A 9,660-nucleotide genomic window follows, 5' to 3' on the forward strand; every position below is an offset into this window, starting at 1 on the left:
CGAGGCGCCTCGACGGCGCACGCGTGCATGGACCACTCAACCTAGGCGACGGGTGATCACTTCCCGCGGCTTTGCACCTGCGGAGTTGCGGAGGGCGGGACGGACTGATCCCCGCCCGGGGCAGGGCGGAGTCCCGTCCCGGACAGGGCGGAGTCCCGCCCCGGGCACGGGAGTCGCGCGTCCCCGGGACGCCTCCCCGGGGCCTGACGGCACGTGCCGCCGTCCGCCGCTCTGGCGCGATCTTTTCTGACGGTGTGTCAGCTGGCTCGCCTCCTGCCCCACATCCCCACCTGCTCCGCCGCCGCGGCCGCCGCGCCCACCAGGCCGGCGTCGGAGCCCAGCATCGCCGGGACGACCTCGACGTCTGCCGTGAACGACAACGCCGCGTAGTCCCGCAGGTGTCGGCGCAGGGGCGCGAGGAGGACGTCCCCCGCGCCCGCCACACCACCGCCCACCACGGCCACCCCGATCTCGACCAGCGCCGCCGTCGCGGCGATGCCGGCCGCCAGCGCCCGGGCGGCGCGGTCGAAGGAGGCGAGGGCCAGCGGGTCGCCGGCACGGGCCGCCGCCGCGACACCGGCGGCGGTCGCGTCGCCGTCCGGCCCGGGCCGCCAGCCCGCGTCCAGCGCGCGGCGCGCGATGTTCGGCCCGCTGGCGATGCGCTCCACGCATCCGCGGCTCCCGCAGGGGCACGCGTCACCGTCCAGATCGACGCTGATGTGCCCGATGTGCCCGGAGTTGCCCGTGGGACCGGAATGCAGCCTGCCGTCGAGCACCAGGCCGCCCCCCACCCCCGTGGAGACCACCATGCACAGCGCATTGGCCCAGCCGCGCGCCGCCCCCTGCCAGTGCTCGGCCGCCGTCATCGCGACGCCGTCGCCGACGAGGACCACCGGGTGGCCGCCGGTCAGCCGTCGCACCTCGTCGACCAGCGGAAAGTCGCGCCAGCCGGGGATGTTGACCGGGCTGACCGTGCCGCGCGAGGCGTCCACGGGCCCGGCGCTGCCGATGCCTGCGGCCCGTACCCGGGGCCACTCGGGCGCGCCCCTCAGCTCGTCGAGGACCTCGGCCACCGCGCCCGCCACCGCCGCCGCGTCCTTCTCGGCCGGCGTACGGCGCCGCGCGGTCCGCAGGCGCGCGCCACCCGAGTCCACCAGCGCCCCCGCGATCTTCGTACCACCGATGTCCAGGGCGGCGACGAGGTCGCCGGAGAGGCTTCGCATACCGGACGGTTTCTCCCATTCGACTCGGTTCCGACGCCGTCGTTTTCCCGCCAGTCTCCCCACTGTTGACAACGTTGTCCAGGTTCTATGCTCGACGTCACCGCCCACCGAAGGCACACAGAAGGACGCACCGCCCGTGTCCGACCGGACCCGCAGCCCCCTCTCGATTCCCCTCCCCCGCCCGCGCTACGGGGCCCGGCCGACCATGAAGGACGTGGCGGCGCGCGCCGGAGTCGGCCTCAAGACCGTCTCCCGGGTGGTGAACGGCGAGCCGGGAGTGACCGCCGAGACCGAGCACCGGGTCCAGGAGGCGATCACCGCCCTCGGCTTCCGCCGCAACGACAGCGCCCGCGTGCTCCGCAAGGGCCGCACCGCCTCGATCGGCCTGGTCCTGGAGGACCTCGCCGACCCCTTCTACGCCCCGCTCAACCGCGCCGTCGAGGAGGTCGCCCGCGACCACGGCGCCCTGCTCATCAACGGCTCCAGCGCCGAGGACCCGGCGCGGGAGCGGGAGTTGGTCCTGGCGCTGTGCGCCCGCCGCGTCGACGGCCTGGTCGTCGTCCCCGCCGGCGACGACCACCGCTACCTCGAACCGGAGACGGCGGCCGGGCTGGCCACCGTCTTCGTCGACCGCCCCGGCGGACTGACGGCCGCCGACACGGTCCTCTCCGACAACTTCGGCGGCGCCCGCGAAGGGGTCGCCCACCTCATCGCCCACGGCCACCGCCGCATCGGCTTCATCGGCGACCAGCCGCGCATCCACACCGCCACCGAGCGGCTGCGCGGCTACCGCGCGGCGATGGCCGCCGCCGGACTCCCCGTGGACGAGTCCTGGGTCTCGCTCGGCCCCACGTCCCCCGACCGTGTCCGCGCGGAGGCGGAACGCATGCTGACCGGCCGCCCGTCCCCGGTCACCGCCCTCTTCACCGGCAACAACCGCGTGACGGCGACGGCCGTCCGCGTCCTGGCCCGCTTCCCGCGCCCGGTCGCCCTCGTCGGCTTCGACGACCTCGAACTGGCCGACCTGCTCACCCCCGCCGTCACCGTGATCGCCCAGGACGCCGCCCAACTGGGCCGCACCGCGGCCGACTTGCTCTTCCGCCGCCTGGAGGGGGACGACAGCGCACCGCAACGCGTGGAGCTCCCGACGCGGCTGATCGTCCGGGGGTCGGGAGAGCTGCGCCCGGCACCCGGAACGGCCCTCTGATCCGTCGGCGCACTCACGAGCGAGCCGGCTGCACAGCCGTCACCGCCCGGCGAGAGCGGCCACCGACCCTCCGCCCCCGTCAGCGCCGCGCGTACCACGTGATCGTCACGCCGTTCCCGAACGACTTCCGCTCCGTCACCACGAACGCCGTGGGGTCGAACTCCCCGTCGAACGCCGGGATTCCGGCCCCCGCCACCACCGGATAGCTCTTGACGACCATCCGGTCGATCTCCGGCAGCAGCGCGCCCGCGAGCCTGCCTCCGCCGCACAGCCAGATGTCCTTCTCCCCCTCCTCCTTCTTCAACTCCCGGACCAGGGCGAGCGGGTCGCCGTCCACCACCGTCACCGCGGGGTCCGGGCTCGCGCCGAGCGTGCTCGACACCACGTACTGCCGCAGGTGCGCGTACGGGCTGGTGATGCCCGCGTCCAGCGCGGGCCGGTACGCGCCCAGCCCCATCAGCACGGTGTCGACGTGCCGGTTGGGGGCGTCGGCCAGGCCGACGACGGACCGGAAGGCCGTGGGGAGGAACTCGGGGTAGCGCTCGTTGACCCAGCCGCTGTAGGCGGCCGCCTGCCGCTCGTCGCCCTGGGGGTAGAAGTCGTACTCGCCGCCCGGCCCGGCGATCCGGCCGTCGATGCTGACGCCGACGAAGTACACGAGTTCACGCATTCTCTTACCACTCCACCCGTAGTAGTCTGACCGACGAACGGAACCGTAGTACTACACCTGGAGTGGTGTCAACGATGCGCAGGAACGACGAACGAAGGGCGGCCCTCGTCGACGCCGCCATCGAGGTCCTGGCCCGGGAGGGGGCGCGCGGGCTGACCTTCCGCTCGGTGGACACCGAGGCCGGCGTGCCGAACGGCACGGCCTCCAACTACTTCGCGAACCGCGACGACCTGCTCACCCAGGCCGGCGCCCGCGTCTACCAGCGGCTCCAGCCCGACGAGGCGACGATCGCCCGGCAGCGGGCGGCGGCTCCCGACCGGGAGACGTACGCCGTGCTGATGCGCGAACTGGTCGGCCGCGTCAGCACCTTCCGCACCGGCTACCTCGCCCTGCTCGAACTCCGCCTGGAGGCCACCCGCCGTCCGCAGCTCCGCGCCGTCCTCACCGAGCGCGTCCGCGCCGACGTCGACGCCAACGTCGCGTACCACGAGGAGTCCGGCCTGCCCGGCGACGCGACGGCCGTCCGGCTGCTCCACCTCGCCCTCAACTGGCTGATCGTCGAGCAGCTCACGCTCCCCGACGTGTTCCCGGAGGAGGAGCGCGAACGGCTCGTGCAGGCGGCGGTCGAGCGGATCGTCTGAGGAGTGCCGGTCAGGGGCAGACGATCACCAGCGAGAACGGCCGGTCGTCGTCCACGCTCGACGGCGTCGCGGTGCGGACGAAGAGCGTGTTGGAGTACACCTCGCCGACCAGCACCGAGGAGTTGCCGGGACCCGGGTCCTGGCCGCCCTTGGTGTTGAGCGTGCCGGTCAGCGCGCAGGAGTCGAGGCCGAAGCTGGTGTAGAGGTTGTACCGGCCGCCGCCCCAGTGGTTCACGCCGGTGATGCCCGACCCGCCGAGCAGGGTCCCCTCGGCGCTGACCTTCGCCCAGTAGGTGGTGCCCGACAGCGTACGGGCGCCCGGACCGGCCTCGGCCGTCGCCGACGACACGGCGAACGCGCCGCCGGTCGCGAGGACCAGCGCCGCCGCGCCCACGATCAGTCTCCCGGGTCTCTTCATCGCTGCTCCTGTTCCGGAGGGAGGAACACGCGGACGGCCGTCATTATCCGGGCGGCCGGGAAGGCTCCATGAAGCCGTTTTTCGGCCGGTGTTGGGCCGGGGTGCGGCCGAACGCCCGCCGGAAGACGTCGATGAACGCGCTGCTCGACGCCCACCCGCACCGGTGGGCCACCGCCGTGACCGTCAGCCCCTCCGCCAGCAGGCGCAACGCGTGATGCAGCCGCACCTGCGTCCGCCACTGCGGGAAGCTCATCCCGAACTCGGCCTGGAAGAGCCGGGTCAACGTCCGCTCGCTGACGCCCGCTTCGGCGCCCAGCCGCGCCAGCGTCCGCCCGTCCGCCGGATCCTCCCGGAGGACCGCGCACACGGCGGCGAGCCGTGGATCCCTCGCGGCGGGCACATGGACCGGCTGCTCGTCGGAGTGCCGCAGCCGGTCCAGCAGGACGCCCCTCAGCCGGCGCCGCTCTGCGCTGCGGTCCTCCGGCTCCCCCGTGTACGCGATGATCAGCTCGCGCAGCAGCGGCCCGACGCCCAGGACCGCGGGGCGGTCGAGGCCCAGGGGGTCGGCCCCGGCCGGGAGCCCGACGAGGTGGACATCGGTCTCGCCGTACGCGCGGTGCTCGTGGACGGTCCCGGCAGGGACCCAGATGGCGCGGGTGGCCGGGGCCACCCAACTGCCCGCGTCGGTCGTCACGGAGAGCACTCCGCGCGCGGCGTAGACGATCTGGTGCTCGTCGTGCCAGTGGGCGTCTATGCCGTCACCGGAGCGGAGCGGACGTATACCGGTCATGGCGCGCGGGGTGTGGCGGATCCTCGACATCACCCCTCACCGTACGCCGCGGGTCCGGGCGCTCATCCGCGTACCCCCGGCGCGAAGTACGCCCCCGGCGGCACGCCCACGCCCCGCCGGAACGCCGCCACGAACGCGCTCGGCGAACCGTAGCCGACCCTCCGGGCCACCGACGACACCGTCGCTCCCGCCGCCAGGAGCGGCATGGCCGTCTGCAGCCGCAGTTGTGTGCGCCACTGCCCGAACGGCATGCCCGTGTCCGTCGCGAAAGCCCGCGCCAGCGTCCGCGCGCTCGCGCCCACCGCCGTGCCCCACTCCGCGAGGGTCCGGCCGTCCGCCGGGTCGGAGCGCAGCGCCTCCGCCACCCGGCGGGCCCGGGGATCCCTGGGCATCGGCGCCCGTACGGTCGTCACCTCGACCGGCTCCAGCAGGTCGAGGACGACGCGCTCCGCGCGCTCCCGTTCGGCGGCGCCGAGCCGGTCCTCGTCCTGGGCGAGGTGTCCGATCAGCTCGCGCAACAGGGCGGAGACGGGGACGACTCGGGGCTCGTCCCAGGTGAGCGGGCAGCGGTCCGGCCAGAAGTACAGGCTGCGGAGCAGGGCGGAGGCCGTCGCCCCGGTGGAGTGCGGGGTGCCGGCCGGTATCCAGAGGGCGACGGTCGGCGGCAGCACCCACGTACGGCCGTGCGTGCGGACGGCCAGCACCCCGTCGGGCGCCCACGCCAGTTGGTGGGCGTCGTGCCGGTGGCGCCCGAACCACTCGCCGCCGTCCAGCGGGAAGCTGGCCACGGCGACGGCCCCGCCGGGCGGGTTGACCAGCCGGGGTGCGGGCCTGCGGATCCGGTGCGGCTGTCCGTTCGGCGACATGGGTTGGCCTCCTGGTGCGTATACGACACAGCTCCCCCCTTCCTAACCTCGGGGCATGCCGATGAATCTCGTCCACCGCCGCCTCTGCTCCTCCGACCGCTGGGCGCGCTCCGTCCGCGACCAACTCCTGCCCTGGGCCCTGGAGGACGCCCGGCTCGGCCCCGACACCCTGGAGATCGGGCCCGGTTACGGCGCCACCACCAGCGCGCTGCTCCGCCGGACGGAACGACTGACCGCCGTCGAGTCCGATCCCTCCTACACCGTCCGGCTGCGCCTGCTGTTCGGCGACCGGGTGGACGTCGTCCACGGCGACGGCGCCGATCTGCCGCTGGACGACGGCCGGTTCGACTCCGTCGTCTGCTTCACGATGCTCCACCATGTGCCGTCGGTCGCGGCCCAGGACCGGCTCTTCGCCGAGGCCCACCGGGTGCTCCGCCCCGGCGGTCTTTTCACCGGCTGCGACGCGCTGAGCAGTTGGGGCTTCCGGGCCATCCATCTCGGCGACACCTGTGTGCCCGTACCGCCGGAGACCCTGGAGGCGCGCCTGCGGATGGCGGGCTTCGAGAAGTGCTCCGTCACGGTCGGGGAGGGGAGCTTCCGTTTCGCGGCGCATCGGGCGGCCGCATGACGAGCCCCTCCAGCTCCCCCCGTGTCAGCCCCGTCGCCCGGGCCGCCTCCTCCGCTCCCACGGCTCCGCAGTCCACCCCGCGGAGCACATATCCGGCCAGCGCCCGCGCCGTCGCCGGCTCGTCCAGCATGCGGCCGCCGACCCCGCCTCCCGTGTACGCGACCAGCCGCGCCGCGGCCGCCTCCAGGCCCTCCCGGTAGAACGCGTACACCGCCGCGTAGCGGCTCACCAGGTGCCCCGGGTGCATGTCCCAGCCCTGGTAATAGGCGCGGGCGAGCGACCGGCGGACCAGGTCGTGGTGCAACCGCCAGGCGGCGCCGACCTGTTCGCCCGTCCCCACCGGCAGGACGTTCGTCGAGCCGTCGGAGAGGCGGACGCCCGTCCCGGCCACGGCGGTCTGCATCACGGCCTTGGCGTGGTCGGCGGCCGGGTGGTCGGGGGACTGGTGCGCGGGGGCGACGCCGCAGGCCGCGCTGTAGTCGAACGTGCCGTAGTGGAGGGCCGAGACACGGCCCTCGCCCGCGTCCAGGAAGCGGGCGACCGTGGCACGGCCGTCGGGGCCCAGGATCGCCCGGGTGGTCTCGATCTGGACCTCGAAGCGGAGGCGTCCGGGGTCCAGGGCGTGGGCCTTCTCGAACTCCCCGGCCAGAGTGGCCATCGCGGCGACCTGTTCGGCGTGGGTGACCTTGGGGAGGGTGAGGACGAGGCCGTCGGGCAGACCGCCGGCCGCCGTCAGCGCGGTAAGGAAGACGTCGAGGGTGCGGATGCCGCGGTCGCGGACGGCGGCATCCATGGACTTGGCGCGGATGCCCGCGAAGGGGGCGCCCGTCCCGGCGGCCACCAACCCGGCCGCGTGGAGCGCCGCTTCGTCCTCCTCGGCGTCGGAGCGGCGGCCGTAGCCGTCCTCGAAGTCGATGCGCAGGTCCTCGACCGGCTCGGCGGCGAGTTTCGCCCGTACGCGGTCGTGGACGGGTCCGGCGACGTCCGGGGACAGGCCGAGGGCGGACGCCAACGCGTCGGCGGAGGGGGCGTGTTCGTCGAGCGCGGCGAGGGCGCGGTCGCCCCAGGAGCGGACCGTGCCGGCACGGACGGCGTCCGCCGGGACGTAGACCGTGTGCACCGGCTGCCGGGTGCCCGCGTCGCCCGGGTAGCGGCGGGCGAGCTCCGCGTCGACGTCCGCGAGGGACGCGCCGAGCCGGGCCGCCAGAGCGGGACCGAACGTCGTGGGATGCCGCGTCATCGCCCCATCACCCCTTCCTCAACGGTTTGTTGAAGCTACACCGGGGTGCGGGCCGTACGGAAGCGGTCCATACGGAATCGGTCCGAATCGGTCCGTACGAAAGGGGTTCCCGCGCGCCGCCGCGCACGGGAACCCCGTCGTCCGTCGGGAGTCTCAGCCCTTGCGGGCCTTGACCTCCTCGGTCAGCTGCGGGACGACCTCGAAGAGGTCGCCGACCACGCCGTAGTCGACCAGCTCGAAGATCGGCGCCTCTTCGTCCTTGTTGATGGCGACGATGGTCTTCGAGGTCTGCATGCCGGCCCGGTGCTGGATGGCGCCGGAGATGCCCGCCGCGATGTACAGCTGCGGGGAGACCGACTTGCCGGTCTGGCCGACCTGGTTGGTGTGCGGGTACCAGCCGGCGTCCACGGCGGCGCGGGAGGCGCCGACGGCACCGCCGAGCGAGTCGGCGAGGGCCTCGATCAGCGGGAAGTTCTCGGCGCCGTTGACGCCGCGGCCGCCGGAGACCACGATCGCGGCCTCGGTCAGCTCGGGGCGGCCGGTGGACTCGCGCGGGGTGCGGGAGACGACCTTGGTGCCGGTGGCGAGCGCGCCGAAGGTGACGGAGAGCTGCTCGACCGTGCCCGCGGCCGGAGCGGCCTCGGGGGCGGCGGAGTTGGGCTTCACGGTGATGACCGGGGTGCCCTTGATGACGCGGGACTTGGTGGTGTACGAGGCCGCGAAGACGGACTGCGTGGCCACCGGGCCCTCGTCGCCGGCCTCCAGGTCGACGGCGTCGGTGATGATGCCGGAGCCGATGCGGACGGCGAGGCGGGCGGCGATCTCCTTGCCCTCGGCGTTCGAGGGGAGGAGGACGGCGGCCGGGGAGACGGCCTCGTACGCGGCCTGGAGCGCGTCCACCTTGGGCGCGACCAGGTAGTCGGCGAACTCGGGCGCGTCGGCGGCGAGGACCTTGACCGCGCCGTGCTCGCCCAGGGTCTGCGCGGCCGCGTCGGCGCCGGCGCCGAGGTGCACCGCGACGGGCTCGCCGATGCGGCGGGCGAGGGTGAGCAGTTCGAGGGTGGGCTTGCGGACGGCACCGTCCACGTGGTCTACGTAGACGAGGACTTCAGCCATGGCGTTGCTCCTGCGGGAAGTTGAAGACGGTTGAGGGAGGGGTCGGGGCTCAGATGAACTTCTGACCCGCCAGGAACTCGGCGAGCTGCTTCCCGCCGTTGCCCTCATCCTTGACGATCGTGCCGGCCGTGCGGGCCGGGCGCTCCGTGGCCTCCTCGACCTTGGTCGAGGCGTTGTCGAGGCCGACCTCGTCCGCCTCGATGCCGAGGTCGGACAGGTCCAGGGTCTCCACCGGCTTCTTCTTGGCGGCCATGATGCCCTTGAAGGACGGGTAACGGGCCTCGCCGGACTGGTCGGTGACGGACACGACGGCCGGGAGGGAAGCCTCCAGCTGCTCGCTGGCCGCGTCGCCGTCGCGGCGGCCGGTCACCTTGCCGCCCTCGACCTTGACCTCCGAGAGCAGGGTGACCTGCGGGACGCCCAGGCGCTCGGCCAGCATCGCCGGGACGACGCCCATGCCGCCGTCGGTGGAGGCCATGCCGGAGACGACCAGGTCGTAGCCGACGTGCTCGAGGGCCTTGGCCAGCACCAGGGAGGTGCCGAGCGCGTCGGTGCCGTGCAGGTCGTCGTCCTCGACGTGGACAGCCTTGTCGGCGCCCATCGACAGGGCCTTGCGGAGGGCGTCGGTGGCGTCCTCGGGGCCGACGGTCAGGACCGTGACCTCGGCGTCGTCCGCCTCCTCCTTGATCTGCAGCGCCTGCTCGACCGCGTACTCGTCGAGCTCCGAGAGCAGGCCGTCCACGTCGTCGCGGTCGACGGTCAGGTCCTCGGCGAAGTGCCGGTCGCCGGTGGCGTCGGGCACGTACTTCACGGTGACAACGATCCTCAAGCTCACGCCGGCTCTCCTACTGCATCGTCATT

General features: G+C 73.8%; 11 protein-coding genes. 3 read left to right on the top strand and 8 right to left on the bottom strand.

Annotated elements, in window-relative coordinates; all coding sequences use genetic code 11:
- Nucleotides 1–257: 257 nt before the first annotated feature.
- The gene (locus AB8735_RS06960) at nt 258–1,223 is read right to left on the bottom strand and encodes an ROK family protein (RefSeq protein ID WP_372406101.1); all 966 of its coding nucleotides are present in this window, start codon (nt 1,221–1,223) and stop codon (nt 258–260) included.
- A 205-nt stretch (nt 1,224–1,428) separates the two neighbouring features.
- Between AB8735_RS06960 and AB8735_RS06965 the strand changes: the two genes are divergently transcribed.
- The gene (locus AB8735_RS06965; protein WP_372411786.1) at nt 1,429–2,430 is read left to right on the top strand and encodes a LacI family DNA-binding transcriptional regulator; all 1,002 of its coding nucleotides are present in this window, start codon (nt 1,429–1,431) and stop codon (nt 2,428–2,430) included.
- Between the two features lie 79 nt (nt 2,431–2,509).
- On the opposite strand, the gene AB8735_RS06970 is transcribed toward AB8735_RS06965, so the two are convergent.
- Nucleotides 2,510–3,100, bottom strand: a complete 591-nt coding sequence (locus AB8735_RS06970; protein WP_372406104.1) for a dihydrofolate reductase family protein — start codon at nt 3,098–3,100, stop codon at nt 2,510–2,512.
- A 74-nt stretch (nt 3,101–3,174) separates the two neighbouring features.
- Between AB8735_RS06970 and AB8735_RS06975 the strand changes: the two genes are divergently transcribed.
- Complete coding sequence (locus tag AB8735_RS06975) at nt 3,175–3,741, top strand: TetR/AcrR family transcriptional regulator (RefSeq protein ID WP_372406105.1); 567 nt, start codon at nt 3,175–3,177, stop codon at nt 3,739–3,741.
- A 10-nt stretch (nt 3,742–3,751) separates the two neighbouring features.
- Here the strand turns inward: AB8735_RS06975 and AB8735_RS06980 are convergent, their stop codons facing one another.
- From AB8735_RS06980 to AB8735_RS06990, 3 genes are read right to left on the bottom strand one after another with little or no spacing between them, the layout of a single operon-like run.
- Complete coding sequence (locus AB8735_RS06980; protein ID WP_344022352.1) at nt 3,752–4,159, bottom strand: hypothetical protein; 408 nt, start codon at nt 4,157–4,159, stop codon at nt 3,752–3,754.
- Nucleotides 4,160–4,202: 43 nt separating this feature from the next.
- The gene (locus tag AB8735_RS06985; RefSeq protein ID WP_372406108.1) at nt 4,203–4,979 is read right to left on the bottom strand and encodes a helix-turn-helix transcriptional regulator; all 777 of its coding nucleotides are present in this window, start codon (nt 4,977–4,979) and stop codon (nt 4,203–4,205) included.
- Nucleotides 4,980–5,011: 32 nt separating this feature from the next.
- Nucleotides 5,012–5,815 carry a helix-turn-helix domain-containing protein gene (locus AB8735_RS06990; RefSeq protein WP_372406109.1) on the bottom strand — a complete coding sequence of 268 codons (804 nt, stop codon included), beginning with the start codon at nt 5,813–5,815 and terminating at the stop codon, nt 5,012–5,014.
- A 55-nt stretch (nt 5,816–5,870) separates the two neighbouring features.
- On the opposite strand from AB8735_RS06990, the gene AB8735_RS06995 reads away from it, so the two are divergent.
- The gene (locus AB8735_RS06995; protein WP_372406111.1) at nt 5,871–6,443 is read left to right on the top strand and encodes a class I SAM-dependent methyltransferase; all 573 of its coding nucleotides are present in this window, start codon (nt 5,871–5,873) and stop codon (nt 6,441–6,443) included.
- On the opposite strand, the gene AB8735_RS07000 is transcribed toward AB8735_RS06995, so the two are convergent.
- The 3 genes from AB8735_RS07000 to AB8735_RS07010 all read right to left on the bottom strand — a co-directional run bounded on the left by AB8735_RS07000 (nt 6,391) and on the right by AB8735_RS07010 (nt 9,634).
- A complete protein-coding gene (locus tag AB8735_RS07000; protein ID WP_372406113.1) occupies nt 6,391–7,683 on the bottom strand; it encodes an aldolase in 1,293 nt (430 codons plus the stop codon). The genes AB8735_RS06995 and AB8735_RS07000 overlap by 53 nt on opposite strands.
- Nucleotides 7,684–7,836: 153 nt before the next feature.
- Complete coding sequence (locus AB8735_RS07005; RefSeq protein WP_344022342.1) at nt 7,837–8,799, bottom strand: electron transfer flavoprotein subunit alpha/FixB family protein; 963 nt, start codon at nt 8,797–8,799, stop codon at nt 7,837–7,839.
- A 49-nt stretch (nt 8,800–8,848) separates the two neighbouring features.
- Nucleotides 8,849–9,634: an electron transfer flavoprotein subunit beta/FixA family protein gene (locus AB8735_RS07010; protein WP_344022340.1), complete on the bottom strand. Its 786-nt coding sequence runs from the start codon at nt 9,632–9,634 to the stop codon at nt 8,849–8,851.
- Nucleotides 9,635–9,660 lie beyond the last annotated feature (26 nt).

Origin of the sequence: Streptomyces luteireticuli, assembly GCF_041519305.1 — a bacterium.
Lineage (GTDB): Bacteria > Actinomycetota > Actinomycetes > Streptomycetales > Streptomycetaceae > Streptomyces > Streptomyces luteireticuli.

Bases quoted from the DNA above. Each gene is read 5' to 3' on its own strand.
- AB8735_RS06960 (WP_372406101.1), bottom strand. From the start codon at position 1,223: ATGCGAAGCCTCTCCGGCGACCTCGTCGCCGCCCTGGACATCGGTGGT.
- AB8735_RS06965 (WP_372411786.1), top strand. From the start codon at position 1,429: ATGAAGGACGTGGCGGCGCGCGCCGGAGTCGGCCTCAAGACCGTCTCC.
- AB8735_RS06970 (WP_372406104.1), bottom strand. From the start codon at position 3,100: ATGCGTGAACTCGTGTACTTCGTCGGCGTCAGCATCGACGGCCGGATC.
- AB8735_RS06975 (WP_372406105.1), top strand. From the start codon at position 3,175: ATGCGCAGGAACGACGAACGAAGGGCGGCCCTCGTCGACGCCGCCATC.
- AB8735_RS06980 (WP_344022352.1), bottom strand. From the start codon at position 4,159: ATGAAGAGACCCGGGAGACTGATCGTGGGCGCGGCGGCGCTGGTCCTC.
- AB8735_RS06985 (WP_372406108.1), bottom strand. From the start codon at position 4,979: ATGTCGAGGATCCGCCACACCCCGCGCGCCATGACCGGTATACGTCCG.
- AB8735_RS06990 (WP_372406109.1), bottom strand. From the start codon at position 5,815: ATGTCGCCGAACGGACAGCCGCACCGGATCCGCAGGCCCGCACCCCGG.
- AB8735_RS06995 (WP_372406111.1), top strand. From the start codon at position 5,871: ATGCCGATGAATCTCGTCCACCGCCGCCTCTGCTCCTCCGACCGCTGG.
- AB8735_RS07000 (WP_372406113.1), bottom strand. From the start codon at position 7,683: ATGACGCGGCATCCCACGACGTTCGGTCCCGCTCTGGCGGCCCGGCTC.
- AB8735_RS07005 (WP_344022342.1), bottom strand. From the start codon at position 8,799: ATGGCTGAAGTCCTCGTCTACGTAGACCACGTGGACGGTGCCGTCCGC.